Below are 17,015 nucleotides of genomic sequence, written 5' to 3'. Positions count from 1 at the left end.
AATTAAACCACATGCTCCACCGCTTGTGCGGGCCCCCGTCAATTCCTTTGAGTTTCAGTCTTGCGACCGTACTCCCCAGGCGGAGTGCTTAATGCGTTAGCTGCAGCACTAAGGGGCGGAAACCCCCTAACACTTAGCACTCATCGTTTACGGCGTGGACTACCAGGGTATCTAATCCTGTTCGCTCCCCACGCTTTCGCTCCTCAGCGTCAGTTACAGACCAGAGAGTCGCCTTCGCCACTGGTGTTCCTCCACATCTCTACGCATTTCACCGCTACACGTGGAATTCCACTCTCCTCTTCTGCACTCAAGTTCCCCAGTTTCCAATGACCCTCCCCGGTTGAGCCGGGGGCTTTCACATCAGACTTAAGAAACCGCCTGCGAGCCCTTTACGCCCAATAATTCCGGACAACGCTTGCCACCTACGTATTACCGCGGCTGCTGGCACGTAGTTAGCCGTGGCTTTCTGGTTAGGTACCGTCAAGGTACCGCCCTATTCGAACGGTACTTGTTCTTCCCTAACAACAGAGCTTTACGATCCGAAAACCTTCATCACTCACGCGGCGTTGCTCCGTCAGACTTTCGTCCATTGCGGAAGATTCCCTACTGCTGCCTCCCGTAGGAGTCTGGGCCGTGTCTCAGTCCCAGTGTGGCCGATCACCCTCTCAGGTCGGCTACGCATCGTTGCCTTGGTGAGCCGTTACCTCACCAACTAGCTAATGCGCCGCGGGTCCATCTGTAAGTGGTAGCCGAAGCCACCTTTTATGTTTGAACCATGCGGTTCAAACAACCATCCGGTATTAGCCCCGGTTTCCCGGAGTTATCCCAGTCTTACAGGCAGGTTACCCACGTGTTACTCACCCGTCCGCCGCTAACATCAGGGAGCAAGCTCCCATCTGTCCGCTCGACTTGCATGTATTAGGCACGCCGCCAGCGTTCGTCCTGAGCCAGGATCAAACTCTCCGATAAAGTAGTTTGACTGACTACGCACATCGCTGTGCGATTTTTAAAAACTGAATTAACAGGTACGTTTTGTCTTGTTTAGTTTTCAAAGATCATTCAATAATGGAGCGGGTGATGAGAATCGAACTCACGACATCAGCTTGGAAGGCTGAGGTTTTACCACTAAACTACACCCGCGTGGTATCTTATATGGCGCGCCCGAGAGGAGTCGAACCCCTAACCTTTTGATCCGTAGTCAAACGCTCTATCCAATTGAGCTACGGGCGCTTATCAAGCGACTTAACTATCATACTATCATTTGATGTTGAAGTCAAGAAGTTTTTTAAAAATGTTTTTCGAATCTTTTTCAATTCGACTTATCTTATTATACACATTTTCGAAATCTTGTAAACACCTTAGAAAAACTTTTTTGTTTTTCTGTTTTGTTTCACGCTGTTCATCAGCGACGTTTAATAATATACCATGCCTGTTTTATTTGGTCAACACTTTTCCTGTATTTTTTTATTTTCTTCTTTCACGCCTTCCCATGCTTATCATGTATATATTTTATCTCATCTTACAAATAATATAAGAAAATCTCTTAAGAAGAAATGAGGCGTGTTATGTATTACTACAAAGAGGAACTGATTAATATCATTAAACCGGACAAGCCAGACCCGGCAGCTGCTAAGGTCCTGCAGGAGATATTAGGCGGTCATTACGGAGAAATGCGTACAATGATGCAGTTTTTTTTCCAAAGCTCTAATTTCAGAGGAAAGCAGAAACAGTATCGCGATCTGCTTCGCGGCATTTTTTTAGAGGAGATTGCCCACGTTGAACTGGTTCAAAACACAATCAATGCTTTATTAGATGAATCAGGCGGTGAAGGTGTCGGCAGTCAAGGTACAGATCAAGCGCCACTTGATGAAGCGGTTAAACATGCTAATCCTCATCATTATATTATTGGAGCGCAAAGTTCCCTTCCTGTTGATGCAGGGGGCAATCCGTGGAACGGGTCGTGGGTGTATAACCACGGAAACTTAATTACTGACCTGCTGGATAACCTGCTTCTTGAGTCGACAGGTGTGCTGCAAAAAACAAGAATTTATGAAATGAGCTCTAATCAGACGTTCCGCGAAACACTTGCTTTTCTGATTGTACGCGACAATGCTCACCAGAATGCATTCGCGAAAGCGCTCGAGACATTGGGCGTTGAATGGGCGAAGCTGCTCCCTGTGCCGAATTATGACATTAATAAATATCCTGAGTGCAGAAAGTATGTCGAATTAGGCTACCATAATGCACAGTTTAACTTTAGGTTGGATGAAACGAGAATCAGTGAAATCTATCAAGGGAAATCTCCAAGCCGAAATGGCGGAGAGTTACAAGTAATAGATCCTCCGGCAGGCTTTCCCGTACCAGTGCTTCCTGAAATACCAAATGAACACAGTCCTGGGTTAGGCGATATGAATGCTTAATCCAGTGGGAAGGTGCTCAAGAAACTTCTTGAGCACCTTCTTAATTGTGACATTACGGATTCACTCAACGATTGGCGTTAAAGAATCACCATTCCATATTTCTCCCTTGTTGAGTGTCCAGCTGTCATGATATAAAGCTGAAGCACCCTTGTTTACAGCTGGGCTCCATTCATCATTCCATGCCAGAAAGTAAATGGTTTTAGGATATCTTTGTTTTATTGCATTGATAAATAGGCTGTAATCGAAGCTGCCGTTTGCTGTTTGCGGGCCGACTTCTGTAAAAGCAAAAGGTTTATTAAGCGCTGTTAGCTGATCGTATCCATTGATCGAGTAGGCATCTTGAAAATACGCATCTAATCCGACAATATCCACGTAAGACTCGCCCGGGTAAAAATCAGTTTTAAAATCTCGGTTGGCGTCGGGAGAGTAAACCCAAATCAAATGATCAAGTCCTCTTGTGTCGGTCATATAATGATAGATTTTCTTGTAGAGCTGTTTATATAGAGAGATTCTTTCATTATCCTTTTGATTATATAATGTAAGTCCCCACCAAAACCATTCACCGTTCATTTCATGCAGCGGCCTGAACAGAACAGGCACACCTTGGTTCTCCAGCTCTTGAAGTCCGTCAGCAATTTTGCTGAGCATGGCATTTAGCCGCTTTCCTTCTATTGTTGAAGAATCTAGTATTTTTTTATACTGATCATTTGTAATCGGTGTTTTAAAATGCCCTGACTGAAAAGCAGGGTTCGCCAGGTGCAAGCTGATTTGAGGGATTCCACCATTTTTCCAATACGACATTAAATCGCTGTTGCAGCTTACATCTATTGAATCTTCAATATTTGCTGTTTCAAGCCATCCTCTGGCATAATCGCAGCCGTAAATAGCAGGCGATTGCCCGGTGACGCTTCGGATTCTATCAGCCTCAGCCATAGAAAATGTGTCATGACTGTAACCTCCGAACGCTCCGGAAAGGACTCTGTTTTCCGTTCGGTTCGGCAGGTGCGCAAGCCAGTTCATCACTGCTTTTGTTGTCTGCTGTGCATTAGGATTCACAGGCGACACAGTATGCGCTTCAATTGGTTTTGCTAAAACAGCAGACGCAAGTAAAAATAAAATGAGCAAAGAGATCGTATGTTTCTTAAACAAATGCAACTCCCCCATTCATTAAGGATGAGATATCATGAATTCACATGTTCCTTCTATTGAAAACTCGCCAAAATGCGCAGGCAAGACAAAGTGTGAGCCTGCATTACATTCATACTGACTACCATTATTTATGATTCGTCCTGATCCGCTCAGAACACTCCCCAGCAAATAGGTTTGATATGAAGGAAAAGCAGTTCGGCCGCTAATCTTCCATTTGTACACTGAGAAATAATCTGATTGCACATAAACAGTGATCTCGGCGTTACCAACTTCTTTCACTTCCGGTGTATGCACTTTATCGATATGCGGTATCGTTATGACTTCCATGGCTTTTTCTATATGAAGAGTTCTTTTTTGGCCCTGGTCATTACAGCGGTCATAATCGTATACGCGATACGTTGTATCAGAGTTTTGCTGGATTTCCAGGACAAGGGTTCCCTCACATAAAGCATGGAGTGTACCGCTTGGCACATAAAAGAAATCTCCGGGCTTGATTTTGATTCGCCTCAGCAGCCCGTTCCAATCACCGCTTTCTATTCGTTGTTTGAACTCTTCCTTTGTGCTTGCATGATGTCCCAAAATTAGTTCGGCGTTATCTTTGCAATCAATGATATACCAGCACTCCGTTTTACCAAGGTCGCCATTTTCGTGCAGTTTTGCATAATCATCATCTGGATGGACTTGCACTGAGAGATCCATATTAGCGTCCAGCAGCTTTACCAGCAGCGGAAACACCTTCCTATCTGGAAAACCGAAAATCTCTGGATGATCTAGCCATACTTGATCTAGTGTCTTTCCTGCCAGCGGGCCGTTCTTTACAGCCGACGGGCCATGAGCATGTGCAGAAACGGTCCAGCACTCACCTGTTTTTTGTGAGGGTATTGCGTAGCCAAAAGCGTCACGAAGCTTCGTCCCTCCCCATAGTCTTTCTTTAAAGACAGGCTCTAAAAATAAAGGATGCGTCATGATCGCACCTCCCCGGATGCTGCCTCTGCTTGTAAGGCCTGGTGCGCCAAAACTAGCGTGCCGATGATTCCGGCGTTAGAGCCTAAACGTGGAGGTACAATATAATTACTTATATCATCTGACAATTCAGAAAAATCTAAGTAGTTGTTCATGATTTTCGGTACATATTGATAGATATAAGATAACACTTGTTTCTGTTGCATGACGCCGCCGCCAAGAATGATTTTTTTAGGTGCAAGGATCAAAATATACTGAGCCAGTGCTTGGGCAATATAGTACCCTTCCAGTTCCCAGACTTGTGCTATATCTGATAAATCCGCGGCTTTTTTCCCCCAGCGCGCTTCAATGGCGGGACCGGAAGCCAAGCCTTCAAAGCAATCTCCATGATAAGGGCACTTCCCTTGGTATACGTCAGACGGATGCCTCCGGATATAAATATGGCCCATCTCTGGGTGTGACAGCCCCTGAAGGAGCCTCCTCTCTACAATAGCCCCCGCTCCGATGCCAGTGCCAATCGTTATATACAGGCAGCTGTCAATACCCTTCGCTTCACCGAAAATGAATTCACCCAGCGCCGCAGCGTTGACATCTGTACTAAATCCGACTGGGATTTTCATTTTGTTCTTAACGGTTTGCAAAATGGGATAGTGTCTCCAGCCCGCTTTCGGCGTGGCCATAATGGTACCGTATGTTTGACTGGTTTTATCGTTATCAATGGGACCAAAGGAACCGATGCCGATTGCCTGTAATGAAAATTGGCGAAAATATTGAATTACTTTCTCTATCGTTTCATCCGGCATCTTTGTGGGGAATTCTATTCGGTCAATGATTGTTCCATCTTCTTTACCGACAGCACAAACAATCTTTGTGCCGCCTGCTTCAATACCGCCAAGCATGCAGATGGCCTCCTTGTTGTCTCCGCAATCAGCGCCGTATGTTTACAGAAGTCACAACAAACTTGTCATGCCGATGACGTGAAAAGGAATATTCAAATGGAATCCCGGTATCTAAGAAGCCCACATGTTCCACTTCAAGAATTGGATCATCCTGTTTACAGCCCAGATGCTGCTGGTCAATATGATCAGATTTGCAGGCTCTGATTTTCCGATGCGTTCCGGCGATTTTGAGCTGCAGCACATTTGTAATATGATTGTAGATCGAATCATGAAGGACATCGTCATTAATGCCCGGTATTAAATGAGTCGGCATATATGTTTTTTCTAATACATAGGGTTCACCTTCTACAATTCGCAGCCGAACGACATAATAAACCGGTGTTTTCTGATCAATAGACAAATGGGCGGCCACTTCCTCAGTGGGAAATTGCACTTCAAACTGAATGACCTTGCTTTGGATTTTTTTATCTTTCAGCAAGTTGGTCAATCCGAGAATCTCATTGCTGACTACATGGACATGGTCATCCTGTATTGCAGATTGAATAATAAACGTGCCATGGCCTCGTTTTCTAAACAGCAGACCCTCGGCAACTAAATTATCCAAGGCTCTCTTCATCGTCATGCGGCTTGAGTTAAATTCTTTTGCAAGAGATACTTCATCAGGAATGGGCTGATCGATCGGATATACGTTATTTTTAATTCTATTTCTCATTTCATTTGCAATGATTTCATATTTATTCATTGGTATCCTCCGGCAGCTGTTAGAGTTTGATATCACATAAGCTTTTACGGATATCATAAGTTCTTTTCCCTATTTCATCAATGTTGCGGATTTTCGTCATCTCTATTCGTTATGATGATTGCCGGAAGATCTTGACCTTTAGGAAAATCTAGAAACCGTGTTGCTCAGCAACCTTTTTGAACCAATTTCCGCTCTTTTTGACGGTTCTTTCTCCGTCTTTCTCGAGATTGACTGATACAAATCCGTATCGGTTTTTATAGGCATTTGTCCAAGACCAGTTGTCCATGAACGTCCATAAGTGATAGCCTTTTACGTTCGAGCCTTCCTGTATGGCGCGGTGAATCCATTTGAGGTGCTCTTTTATAAATTCAATCCGGTAATCATCTTGAATGATGCCTTGTTCATCCCTGAAGCGCTCTTCACCTTCAACCCCCATGCCGTTTTCAGAGATAAAACACTCGATGTTGCCGTAGTTTTCTTTTAAATTGATCAAAATATCATAAACGCCTTTTTCATAGATCTCCCAGCCGCGATGCGGATTCATTTTGCGGCCCGGCATGACGTAGGGATCAAAATACCTGTCCGGTAAAAAAGGAGCGTCGGGATTCGGAAGATGTTCTTTCGCTTTCACACGTCTCGGCTGGTAATAATTCACTCCCAACAGGTCAACCGTGTTCTTTTTGATGATGTCAAGATCTTCAGCGTTGTAATCTGGCATAAAGCCTTCATGCTTCAAAATGTCAACCAGCTCTTTGGGAAATTCGCCTTTGACAGATGGGTCTAAAAAAGATCTGTTAAAAAACGCGTCTGCGATTTTCCCGGCTTTCACATCCGCCGGATGGCTGCTTCTCGGGTATGAAGGGGTCAAATTTAAGATGATGCCGATTTTTCCGTCCTGCTTCATCTCCCTGTAAGCCTGAATGGCGCGGGCACTTGATAGCATCGTATGAAATCCAACCTGGACGGCCTCTTTAAAGTCGACCTTGTTTGGGTAATGAAAATCATATAGGTATCCGCCTTCCACGGGAACGATTGGTTCATTATGCGTAAACCATTTTTTCACCCGGCCGCCAAACAAACGGAAGCAAGTTCTTGCATAGTTTTCATACGCGTCAACCGTCTCTCTATTGACCCAGCCGCCGATTTTTTGAAGCGCCATCGGCATATCGAAATGAAACAAATTGACAAAAGGTTCAATTCCGTTAGCGATCAACTCATCAATGACATTGTTATAGAAATCTGCGGCTGTATCGTTGATCTCGCCCGTTCCGTTTGGTATTAAACGTGACCAGGAAATCGACATCCGGAACGAGTTGTGGCCAAGCTCCTTCATCAGCCTGATATCTTCTTTATAGTTGTCGTAAAATTGGGATGTGTCTGCGGGGCCGACATGATCAAAAAAACGATGCGGTTCTTTTTCAAACCAATAATCCCATATATTCTGGCCTTTTCCGTCTCTGTCGGCGGCACCCTCCGTTTGTGTTGCTGAAGCCGATGATCCCCACCAAAAATCCTTTGGAAAACGATATTGTTCTGTTTGTGCCAAGTCTCTCTCCCCTTATGTCACATTTTTATGCTGTTATCATTTTGCTGAGCAGCTGTCTCCTGCACAGCCTGTTCTTTTTCTTTTGCCAGATTTAATTTATCCATTGCTTTTAGGAACGGAAACCAGATCACGAAGACAATCAGCAGATTGATAAGCTGCATCACGCCCCCCATGATTGAGTTCGTCGCCATGATGCCATTAATGAATAATGGAACCGTCCACGGCACTGTCACACCAGTCGGAGGCGGAACGAGCCCGGCTGACATAGCCAGATAGGTGACGAGCGTAACAACCATCGGTGCCAGCACCCAAGGCACAATAATGATCGGATTCATGACAATCGGAAGCCCGAAGATAATCGGTTCGTTTACGTTAAAAATACCGGGAGCGAGGCCAAGTTTTGATACTTGCTTCATCTGCCTGCTTTTCATGAATATGAGAATGGTAAACACAATCGCAAGCGTCATCCCGGTTCCGCCCATCCCTACTGTATAAATCTCCATAAACGGTTTTGAAATAATATGAGGGATTTCTTTTCCCGCCGTGTAAGCAGAAAGGTTTTCTACCTGCAGTGTATTCCAAATCGGGTCCATCACGGAGTTGATAATGATCTGTCCATGCAGTCCGAAAAACCAAAGAATTTGAATGAAAAACACGGCAATCAGCGTTGGAATGATACCGCTTCCAAGTCCGACAAGCGGAGCCTGAATCGCGTGATAAATGACGTCGTGCATATTTGTTTTAAAAAACAGAGTCACCATTATGTTAATCAGCAAAAATACGGTCAATGTGATAAAAGCCGGAATAAGTGCGGCAAATGATTTTGCTACAGCAGGCGGAACGCCAGCTGGCATTTTGATTGTCAGGTTTTTTTGAACGATTCTTCTGTAGATTTCGCCAGAAAGAAATGCCGTAATCATCCCAAGAAACATCCCTTTTGCACCGAGACGGTCGACCGGAATAACCCCTGTAACGGCATCTCCTGTTTCCGGCTGAACGATAAATGGCGTTAAGAGCAAAAAGGAAACCAAAGCGATCGCTCCGCCAAATACAGCTTCGACCTGATAGCTTTTTGACAGGTAATAGCCTATCCCGAACACAACAAAGACAGACATAATGCCCATAGTCGCCGTGGAGGCAATGCCGAAATGAGACTGAAACGATGTAAGCATTGAGGCATTCATGATTTTGTTTAGAAACGGCAAATTCGTTAACACGACAAAAATGGACCCGAATATCGTAAGCGGGAAAGCCAGCATAAATGCATCACGCAGCACTTGCAAATAACGGTTATTGTTTAACCTCCCTGCAATTGGAACAAGGAATTGGCTGATTTTCTCGAACACCCTATCCACCCCGATTATTTATAGATTCTTGGTTTTAAAAATATCAAGCATCTCTTTCACTAATTCTTTCATGGATAATGTTGACATCAGGTGATCCTCCGCATGCATGAGCAGCAATGAGAAAGCTTGTGCTTCTCCGCCGGATTCCTTCTGTATCATTTGAAAGTGAATGTCATGGGCCGCGGATAAATCCTGCTCAGCCTTGGCAATGAGAGCATCCGCCTCATCCTTGTTTCCTTCTTTGTAGGCGCGCAGTGATTGTATGATGCAGCTGCGGGCATTGCCGCTGTGCAGGATAAGCTGAAAACTGATTTGTTCGTCTGTTAAATTCGTGATTTTCACCTGTTCCATTATTGATTCTCCATTAAGGACAATGCCTGCTCATACGCTTTTTTCCCATCTGCCATTCCGTAGGCCATCATGTCAATGACTTCAACCCGAATGTTGTATTGATCCGCTTCTTTTTGGAGTTCGCTTTTCAGAAAGCTCATTTGCGGACCGATCAAAACGGCATCCGCTTTTCTCATGTCTTCTTTTGCTTTATCCTGGCCAACAGCCCAAATCTCTGCTTCCTCACCGATAGACTGTGCGTATTCCTTCATTTTTGTCACCAATAAACTGGTAGACATTCCTGAACTGCACGCGAGTAATATTTTTTTCAACTGCTATTCCCCCTTGTGATTAAAACGCTTACACCGATTATTATAGTCATTTATTTTTAAATGTCTATACTTTTATAAAATAAATATAATCATACGCTTGTCCGGTTCATCATTTTGTAAATTTTTCTATGGAAGATTCATTCATAATGTGGTACACTCATCAACGGAAACGAATCAATTAAATAGCTATTATCACTTGTATAACCTCAATAATATGGTTTGAGGGTGTCTACCAGGAACCGTAAAATCCTGATTACAAAATTTGTTTATGACATTTTTTGTAATCAGGATTTTTTTTATTTATCAAAACATTTAAGTAAAGGAGTTTGTTATGAATTTCAAAGTTTTCCTGCTTGCAGCTTCTACGATTGCAGTCGGATTGGTTGAGTTAATTGTGGGGGGAATTCTTCCTCAGATCGCAAATGATTTAGACATTTCCATTGTTTCAGCCGGACAGCTGATCAGTGTGTTTGCGCTGGGATATGCAGTATCTGGGCCGCTGCTTTTGGCATTGACTGCGAAGATTGAGCGGAAGCGCTTATATCTAATTGCTTTATTTGTTTTCTTCCTTAGCAATCTTGTCGCCTATTTCAGCCCTAATTTCGCAACACTGATGGTATCTAGGGTATTGGCAGCAATGAGTACAGGGCTGATTGTTGTGCTTTCTTTAACAATTGCCCCGAAAATTGTAGCGCCTGAATACAGAGCCCGCGCAATCGGAATTATTTTTATGGGATTCAGCTCTGCTATCGCATTAGGCGTGCCGCTCGGAATCTTAATCAGCGATTCCTTCGGGTGGCGGATTTTGTTCCTTGGCATCGGCCTGTTGGCACTGATCTCCATGCTGATTATTTCAATCTTCTTTGAAAGAATACCGGCGGAGAAAATGATTCCTTTCCGGGAACAACTCAAGACGATCGGTAATCTGAAAATCGCGAGTTCACACCTCGTCACGATGTTTACATTAGCTGGCCACTACACGCTTTACGCTTACTTTGCGCCGTTTTTAGAAGAGACTCTTCACCTGAGCTCTTTCTGGGTCAGCATTTGTTATTTCCTTTTCGGGATATCTGCTGTATGCGGAGGCCCTTTCGGAGGAGCGCTATCTGACCGGCTTGGTTCCTTTAAGAGCATTTTGCTGGTGACCGGTTCCTTTGCCATCATTATGTTCTTACTGCCGCTGTCTACATCGTCTATGATTTTCTTTTTGCCTGTCATGGTGATTTGGGGTCTTCTGAGCTGGAGCCTCGCCCCGGCTCAGCAAAGCTATTTAATTGAAATTGCACCTGATTCGTCTGACATTCAGCAAAGCTTTAACACATCGGCCCTCCAAGTCGGAATTGCCCTTGGCTCAGCCATTGGCGGTGTTGTTTTGGATCAGACGGGTACTGTGGTGTCAACAGCATGGTGCGGCGGATCGATTGTGATCATCGCTGTCCTGTTTGCTTTCATTTCTTTAACAAGACCTGTTCAAACAGCAAAAAAATCCTCCTTGTAAAAGGAGGATTTTTTATTATTTAGCTGAAAGCTCATCTTCGGTGACCCATTTGTGGTTTTTCACTTTTTCGCCGCTTGTTGTCGATGTATAATCAACCATGTATACAGTTGTTTTTTCCGCGGAATCGATCTCGGCTGTTGCTCCTTTCATGCCTTTCATATGAGAAGCCTCTAAAATCACCTGATCTCCGGGTTGTAACGTTTTATCTCCGGCATCTTTGATTTCTTCTTGGATCACCCATTTGTGATGATCCACACGCTGTCCCCCATTAGTCGGAGTATAAGAAACCACATACGCCGTTGTATCATAGGCGCCTGTTACCGTAGCTTCAGCACCTTTCATGCCTTTCATATGGGAAGTATTGATGATTACCTGGCTGCCTACTTTGTATTTCGGATTTTTAGATTCCTGTAATCCCTCTGGAACGTCAGCTGATCCGGAATGGTCCATCTCTTCATGTGATGAGGAGTCTGAATGATTGTCATGTGTGCTTTCTTTCGTACTGTTGTTATTGCCGCATGCTGATAAAACAAAAACAAGAGATAACATCAGAATTCCCAGTGCATTTTTAGAGATTTTCATGTTCATTCTCCTTTGCTTCATTTTTTTACTGTAACTTTTGCCCGCAGACAATGAAAACATGCCCTCTCGATAATACTATACCCCCGAACGGTATGTAAATACGCTGATATTCTCATAAAGCGTTCCCGCAGTTTGTCCTATTCCCCTTTGTTTGCAAAGCCAAACATGAAAAAAGCCGCTGTCAGGCGGCAATTACTGATTTAAGATTTTAATATACACACCTTTTTTTGCTTTTTGATAAGCGGCCTCACCCATTTTCCTCACCTTTTCAGAAACATCTGAGGATTTGATCCATTTGTCATCAAGAAAAATGGATGGATCGATTAGGCGCATTTTCTTCTTTTGATGGAAATCGTACTGGATGTCATCTTCTATTACTTGTATGCCGGGATGAATGGATGTAAGCAAGCTCAGGACTTCTTCATTTTTTGATGCACGCAGGATGTTCAGTACCTCTTGGTCCGTTTTCAGCAGATCCTCTGCGGATATGACATCATGCCGCAACGCTGCCTTCAATGCTCGCGCTAAATATTCATATCCATATACATTCACGGGATTCAAAAAGAAATCAATTACTTCCTTGTAGTACACACTGACAAACCATTCGGCGGCTTCAATACTATCAGGAAACATCCTTCCGTTTCTCACAATAAGATGATCCAAAAAGGTTTGCGCTTCGTGCAGGTTAATGTGTCCATATCGGTACATATCACGCAGCGTATAGTCTGTCCGATCAGCACACAGCTCCGGTGCGGGCTGTTCGAGCAATGTCCACCTTGAATCGTCAGATAAAAGTTCTTCAGTATGATAGCCGTGTTTTTGTAAAATGTCCGGGATTTCAGAGTGAACAATGACTTGTTGAAAGATGTTTTCATGATAGTCTTCTGCTTGATTTTCAAAGACAACGTCGACCACATGAGAAAAAGCTGTGTGTGATACGTCGTGGAGCAGACCTGCAATCTGTTCTTCTATCGTTCCTCCGAGCTTTTTGATGAGGAGCATCACGCCGATGGAGTGCTCATACCTGGTCACGTTCCACTTTCGATTCACTAAAAAGCTTGCTCCGCCTTGATAGATCCCTTTTAACCTTTGCACAGGAGCGCTTTTGATAAGCTCTTCCAGCACTCCGTCTATATGGTGGTGCCCGTAAATAACATCGCTGATTTCCATGCTGTCACCTCAATGTCTATTTTTTTGTTATATATTGTTTATATTGATAGTACACATGCAATCTTTCAATAGAGGAGTGTTACGATGATCATCATCCCAAACAATGAGATAGCAAAACATATGTTGACCGATTTTTTTGCCAAGCATTGGGGTACACCCGAGATGGCGATTTCCAGCGGCATTTTTCGGTGTGATGAATTAGATGGATTTGCCGCAGTAAATGAAAGCGGCGAAATCATTGGCTGTATTACATACACAATAGATGGGAAAGATTGTGAAATTATTTCATTAGATAGTATGATTGAAAATAAAGGAATCGGCACAGCTTTACTTCAGCAGGTTGAAGAGACGGCTAAATATGCACATTGTCAACGAATAAAGCTTATCACAACGAATGATAATGTACATGCGATGGCGTTTTATCAAAAGAGAGGCTATCAATTCGCCGCAGTGTTTCCAAACGCAGTTGAAAAAGCGCGCCGACTCAAGCCAGAGATTCCCGAGGTGGCTGAAAACGGCATTTTGATTCGGGATGAAATTCTATTTTCGAAGGTAATTGATTAAACGAATAGGAGTCTTTTATGTCCAGTCATTATAAATACCCTCTCATTTTCACGGCATTCCTATTAATCGCTTTCTGCTTGATCTTTTTTTCCTATCACCTGATTCATCATGTTCGTTTGGAGTATCCGAATTGGCAGGGAGAAAGCAAAGATCAGAATTGGGAAGCTGTTTTCACAAAAAATGAAGATGCACCGAATGAATACAGCGGCAAACTTTATTGGATCGGTGATACAATTGAAATAGACAACACTTATTTGGAATCACTGATTGTAAAAAAGGATGATGAAGTTCTGCTGAGTTCTGACACGGAAATCCTGATGCATGATTATGCTGGAGGCACTTTTTCTGATGGAAGCGCAAAGGAAAAGTCCGTTTCTTTTTTAGAGCGGTTAGATGAACATGAGCTTGAAGGCCATGATATTACGATTGAAGTGAAATGGAAACAAGGTAATCATTATTCTGCGAGTCAGCTTGCGCTCAATGAAAAGACCTTGTTTGATGAAAAGCAGCAATAGATGATCAAAACGAAAAATAGACAAATGAAAAGGCATAACATATTTTATACAGCCCATATGTTATGCCTTTTTCTTCATTTCCGCCAAAAAGTGGAGCAGTCCGCCTTATCCAAAATATTAAACTCAATCATTTTCTCAAGTAGCGTGTAATCAACTGGACCATTCCAAGGGATACGTATCAGCTGCTCGGTGTAATCATATCCGGCCTTCACAATATCATCCTCTACGTGCGCTATCGTTACTTTTTCAGGAGCGACAGCTAAATGCTTTTTAGAAACACTAAAGCCAATAATAAATGTACCGTGATCCGTAAACATCGGTTGATTCCATTTTATTTCTGTATGTAAATTTGGATATTTATCTTTGATCCAAGTTAACACCTCTTCCGTTCTTTCTCGGTGGAACGGGTCATCAATCCCCGCTAAGTACTCAGAAAAAACGTCCATGTTGTTCCCTCCTAAAATAAAATGATGCCACTCCATATGAATTGCTCAGACATGTGCTTACACAATACCTCTTTCCAACATAATACTTAAAATTGTTCAAGATGTAAGCGGGTTGCTTCTATGCGACTATAGCAGATTTCAGTCCGACTATCCACGGCCAGTATCTATTCCTCCAATTTATTTCTTTAGTACTATCACTCTTTCCTTCTTTTGATAGCAGTTCATTATTCTTGTAAATCCAATCTTTAAAATCGATTAATACTAGCTTAACAGTTTAAAAATATAATTGGGTTGTCATAGTGATTCATCTATATTTAGGAGGTTATCCAGTTGAAAAAATTCCCGAAGAAATTACTGCCTATCGCGGTTTTATCATCAATTGCGTTCAGCAGCTTAGCCAGCGGCAGTGTGCCTGATGCCAGCGCCCAGGAAAAGAAAAAGGGAAACCAAGACGAAATTAAGAATGTTATTGTTCTGATTGGTGATGGTATGGGTGTGTCTTATACGTCCGCTTATCGATACTTAAAGGATAATAAAAAGACAAAAGTTGTGGAGCCTACGGCTTTTGATCAGTATCTTGTCGGCCAGCAAACAACTTACCCCGATGATCCTGAACAAAATGTAACAGATTCTGCAGCGGCGGCAACGGCTATGTCTGCGGGAATTAAAACATACAATAATGCCATAGCCGTGGATAACGACGGGTCAGAAGCCAAAACGGTGCTTGAAGCTGCGAAAGAAAAAGGAAAAGCAACAGGACTTGTGGCTACTTCAGAAATTACACACGCCACTCCGGCCTCTTTCGGTTCACACGACCACAGCCGAAAAAATATGAACTCAATTGCGGATGATTATTTTGATGAGATGGTCAACGGCAAGCACAAAATTGATGTCCTTCTAGGCGGAGGAAAGAGCAATTTTGACCGTAAGGACCGTAATTTGATCAAGGAATTCAAAAAAGCGGGATACAGCTACGTGGATAACCGCAAGGACATGCTGAAAAACAAAGACAGCCAAGTTCTCGGCCTATTCGCTGACGGCGGCCTGCCTAAAAAGATTGACCGGACGAAGGATATTCCATCACTTAAAGATATGACAAACACAGCCATTAAAAAATTAAACAAGGATAAAGACGGATTCTTCCTCATGGTGGAAGGCAGCCAAATTGACTGGGCGGGCCATGACAATGATATCGTCGGCGCCATGAGCGAGATGGAAGACTTTGAACAAGCTTATAAGGCGGCTATTGATTTCGCTAAAAAAGACAAGCACACATTGGTTGTCGCAACGGCTGACCATTCAACCGGCGGATATTCCATCGGTGCGGACGGCATCTACAACTGGTTCAGTGAACCCATTAAAGCCGCAAAGCGCACACCAGACTTTATGGCAGAAAAGATCGCTGACGGCGCGGATGTTGAAAAAACGTTGAAAACATATATCGATCAAAAAAAATTGGCTTTAACAAAAGCCGAAATTCAATCTGTTGAAGAAGCGGCAAAATCGAAGGAAGTACTGGATATCGATAACGCAATCGAGAACATCTTTAATAAACGCTCTCACACTGGATGGACAACAGGCGGACATACCGGTGAAGATGTTCCCGTCTATGCATACGGTCCGTCTAGTGAGACATTTGCCGGCCAAATTGATAATACAGAAATCGCAAAAAATGTCTTCAAGGCTTTACAATACAACATTAAGATTAACGATAAGTAAAAGAATACAAGGTGTCCCGTTGCTTGTATGAAGTAACGGGATCTCTTTTTAATGGAGGAATCATCATGAGAAGAATTCTTTCAATTTTCGTTTTTGCTATCATGCTTGCGGGCTGCTCATCAAACGCCAGTACTGAAAAACAGCATGCAGGCGGGGAGAAAACAGTAAAAGCTGAGCCGCAAAGCACTTCATCCCAGAAGGACAGCACAGATGATTATCAGCCTAATTCCCAGGTAACTGATGACCGGTCATTGCTTAAGGTCGGCCAAACGTTTTCAGATGATAAAGGAAAAGCTGTCTTAAAAGATATCAAACAAGTGAACAAAACCTATAAGATTGGCGACGTGGAGTTAACGGTAAAAGAAATGAAGCTGATCCACTTGCGCCCGGACTACAGCATGATTGATTACTTTCATGAGTTAACACACGATGAAGAGTTTGATTTCGTTAAGGTCTTCGTTGATATCAAGAACACCTCTTCAAAAAAAGTAAATGTTGCGCCGATTGCATTGATGAAAACAAATACGGGCGAAACCTTTGATTGGAACAAAGATATTTATCTTGAAGAGTTAAACGGCGAATTGGAAGGTGGCGCCGAAAAGTCCGGAAATCTCGGCTTTATTGTGAACGCATCAAGCGGCCATGCTCATGATAAGGCCGCGGATGCTGAGAAGAAAACAAAAGAGATCAAGTGGATCGAAATCACGACAAGTGACGTCTTTGACCATAACCATAAGAAAATCAGTGATGCTCAAAAAATCAAAATTAAGTTTTAAATTAAGAACTCCCGTACA

At 43.2% G+C, this 17,015-nt stretch carries 17 protein-coding genes, 2 tRNA genes, 1 rRNA gene and 1 riboswitch (1 of these 21 running past the window's edge); of the genes, 6 read left to right on the top strand and 14 right to left on the bottom strand.

What is annotated here, in order from left to right; all coding sequences use genetic code 11:
* The 3 genes from NX903_RS02720 to NX903_RS02710 form a co-directional block, all read right to left on the bottom strand.
* A 16S ribosomal RNA gene (locus NX903_RS02720) occupies positions 1 to 969 on the bottom strand; it reaches 581 nt to the left of the window's first position.
* 97 nt (positions 970 to 1,066) lie between these two features.
* Positions 1,067 to 1,140 (bottom strand) — tRNA-Gly (locus NX903_RS02715).
* A 13-nt stretch (positions 1,141 to 1,153) separates the two neighbouring features.
* Positions 1,154 to 1,230 (bottom strand) — tRNA-Arg (locus tag NX903_RS02710).
* Between the two features lie 335 nt (positions 1,231 to 1,565).
* Between NX903_RS02710 and NX903_RS02705 the strand changes: the two genes are divergently transcribed.
* Complete coding sequence (locus NX903_RS02705) at positions 1,566 to 2,420, top strand: manganese catalase family protein (protein WP_024573398.1); 855 nt, start codon at positions 1,566 to 1,568, stop codon at positions 2,418 to 2,420.
* Between the two features lie 60 nt (positions 2,421 to 2,480).
* On the opposite strand, the gene gmuG is transcribed toward NX903_RS02705, so the two are convergent.
* The 8 genes from gmuG to NX903_RS02665 all read right to left on the bottom strand — a co-directional run bounded on the left by gmuG (position 2,481) and on the right by NX903_RS02665 (position 9,727).
* A complete protein-coding gene (gene gmuG / locus NX903_RS02700; protein WP_086343519.1) occupies positions 2,481 to 3,569 on the bottom strand; it encodes a mannan endo-1,4-beta-mannosidase in 1,089 nt (362 codons plus the stop codon).
* Between the two features lie 18 nt (positions 3,570 to 3,587).
* Positions 3,588 to 4,535, bottom strand: a complete 948-nt coding sequence (gene manA / locus NX903_RS02695) for a mannose-6-phosphate isomerase, class I (protein ID WP_086343518.1) — start codon at positions 4,533 to 4,535, stop codon at positions 3,588 to 3,590.
* Positions 4,532 to 5,431 carry a fructokinase GmuE gene (gene gmuE, locus NX903_RS02690; RefSeq protein WP_086343517.1) on the bottom strand — a complete coding sequence of 300 codons (900 nt, stop codon included), beginning with the start codon at positions 5,429 to 5,431 and terminating at the stop codon, positions 4,532 to 4,534. Before gmuE ends, manA begins: the two co-directional genes overlap by 4 nt.
* Positions 5,432 to 5,459: 28 nt before the next feature.
* Entirely contained in the window at positions 5,460 to 6,173 is a 714-nt protein-coding gene (gmuR, locus tag NX903_RS02685; protein WP_015715336.1) for a transcriptional regulator GmuR, read from the bottom strand.
* Between the two features lie 148 nt (positions 6,174 to 6,321).
* A complete protein-coding gene (gmuD, locus tag NX903_RS02680; RefSeq protein WP_086343516.1) occupies positions 6,322 to 7,719 on the bottom strand; it encodes a 6-phospho-beta-glucosidase GmuD in 1,398 nt (465 codons plus the stop codon).
* A 17-nt stretch (positions 7,720 to 7,736) separates the two neighbouring features.
* Positions 7,737 to 9,065 carry a PTS cellobiose transporter subunit IIC gene (gene celB, locus NX903_RS02675; protein WP_086343515.1) on the bottom strand — a complete coding sequence of 443 codons (1,329 nt, stop codon included), beginning with the start codon at positions 9,063 to 9,065 and terminating at the stop codon, positions 7,737 to 7,739.
* Between the two features lie 18 nt (positions 9,066 to 9,083).
* Complete coding sequence (locus tag NX903_RS02670) at positions 9,084 to 9,416, bottom strand: PTS lactose/cellobiose transporter subunit IIA (RefSeq protein ID WP_024571325.1); 333 nt, start codon at positions 9,414 to 9,416, stop codon at positions 9,084 to 9,086.
* On the bottom strand, positions 9,416 to 9,727 hold the full coding sequence (locus tag NX903_RS02665; protein ID WP_014112863.1) for a PTS sugar transporter subunit IIB: 312 nt from the start codon (positions 9,725 to 9,727) through the stop codon (positions 9,416 to 9,418). Before NX903_RS02665 ends, NX903_RS02670 begins: the two co-directional genes overlap by 1 nt.
* Before the next feature lie 176 nt (positions 9,728 to 9,903).
* Positions 9,904 to 10,003, top strand: a riboswitch (purine riboswitch).
* Positions 10,004 to 10,058: 55 nt separating this feature from the next.
* Between NX903_RS02665 and pbuE the strand changes: the two genes are divergently transcribed.
* Entirely contained in the window at positions 10,059 to 11,225 is a 1,167-nt protein-coding gene (pbuE, locus tag NX903_RS02660) for a purine transporter PbuE (protein WP_003234105.1), read from the top strand.
* A gap of 15 nt (positions 11,226 to 11,240) precedes the next feature.
* On the opposite strand, the gene NX903_RS02655 is transcribed toward pbuE, so the two are convergent.
* Positions 11,241 to 11,858, bottom strand: coding sequence for a YdhK family protein (locus NX903_RS02655; RefSeq protein ID WP_086344573.1), 618 nt, complete (start codon positions 11,856 to 11,858; stop codon positions 11,241 to 11,243).
* Between the two features lie 141 nt (positions 11,859 to 11,999).
* Positions 12,000 to 12,977 carry an HD domain-containing protein gene (locus NX903_RS02650; protein WP_086343514.1) on the bottom strand — a complete coding sequence of 326 codons (978 nt, stop codon included), beginning with the start codon at positions 12,975 to 12,977 and terminating at the stop codon, positions 12,000 to 12,002.
* 84 nt (positions 12,978 to 13,061) lie between these two features.
* Between NX903_RS02650 and NX903_RS02645 the strand changes: the two genes are divergently transcribed.
* Together NX903_RS02645 and NX903_RS02640 are read left to right on the top strand one after the other, a co-directional pair.
* The gene (locus NX903_RS02645; RefSeq protein ID WP_041351239.1) at positions 13,062 to 13,541 is read left to right on the top strand and encodes a GNAT family N-acetyltransferase; all 480 of its coding nucleotides are present in this window, start codon (positions 13,062 to 13,064) and stop codon (positions 13,539 to 13,541) included.
* A 17-nt stretch (positions 13,542 to 13,558) separates the two neighbouring features.
* Positions 13,559 to 14,056, top strand: a complete 498-nt coding sequence (locus NX903_RS02640) for a YdhH/YoaO family protein (protein WP_086343513.1) — start codon at positions 13,559 to 13,561, stop codon at positions 14,054 to 14,056.
* 74 nt (positions 14,057 to 14,130) lie between these two features.
* On the opposite strand, the gene fra is transcribed toward NX903_RS02640, so the two are convergent.
* On the bottom strand, positions 14,131 to 14,502 hold the full coding sequence (fra, locus tag NX903_RS02635; protein WP_024571330.1) for an iron chaperone frataxin: 372 nt from the start codon (positions 14,500 to 14,502) through the stop codon (positions 14,131 to 14,133).
* Between the two features lie 330 nt (positions 14,503 to 14,832).
* On the opposite strand from fra, the gene phoB reads away from it, so the two are divergent.
* Entirely contained in the window at positions 14,833 to 16,221 is a 1,389-nt protein-coding gene (gene phoB / locus NX903_RS02630) for an alkaline phosphatase PhoB (RefSeq protein WP_029317339.1), read from the top strand.
* 65 nt (positions 16,222 to 16,286) lie between these two features.
* The gene (locus tag NX903_RS02625; RefSeq protein ID WP_021481631.1) at positions 16,287 to 16,997 is read left to right on the top strand and encodes a membrane lipoprotein lipid attachment site-containing protein; all 711 of its coding nucleotides are present in this window, start codon (positions 16,287 to 16,289) and stop codon (positions 16,995 to 16,997) included.
* Positions 16,998 to 17,015 lie beyond the last annotated feature (18 nt).

It is taken from the genome of Bacillus sp. FSL R5-0576, assembly GCF_038004765.1.
Classification (GTDB): Bacteria; Bacillota; Bacilli; order Bacillales; family Bacillaceae; genus Bacillus; species Bacillus subtilis.
The sequence above is the reverse complement of the archived record's forward strand: the minus strand, read 5'-3'. Positions and strand labels throughout refer to the sequence as shown.